The following is a 405-nucleotide window of genomic DNA, read 5'->3' on the forward strand; positions in this document are numbered from 1 at the left end:
GACGATCGTGCCAGCGCGCCTATGGCGCTTTCCGCGCATTGCGTATCGGCGCGAACGCTGGGACACGCCCGACCACGACTTCATCGACCTCGACTGGACCACGCACGAGACCGACGCGCACGCACCGCTCGTCGTCATGTTTCATGGCTTGGAGGGCGATTCGCGCAGCCATTACGCGCGGCTGCTGATGGACGCGCTGCGCGCGCGCCGCTGGCAAGGCGTCATTCCGCACTTTCGCGGGTGTTCGGGCGAGATGAACCTCGCGCCGCGCATGTACCACTGCGGCGATGGCGCCGAGATCGCGTGGATCCTCGAACGCCTTTACCGGACGGTTTGCCAGCCGCAGAGCCGCAAGCTGCTGGTTGTCGGCATCTCGCTGGGCGGCAACGCGCTGCTGCGCTACCT

1 protein-coding gene is annotated in these 405 nt (G+C 66.9%); it reads left to right on the plus strand.

Features of this window, described 5'->3' with window-relative positions; all coding sequences use genetic code 11:
- Window positions 1–405, plus strand: a 405-nt coding sequence (locus GV818_RS33915) for an alpha/beta fold hydrolase (RefSeq protein WP_372242149.1), incomplete at both ends; no start/stop codon positions are given.

This window comes from Pseudomonas sp. Fl4BN1 (assembly GCF_009908285.1).
In the GTDB taxonomy this organism is placed as follows: Bacteria; Pseudomonadota; Gammaproteobacteria; order Pseudomonadales; family Pseudomonadaceae; genus Aquipseudomonas.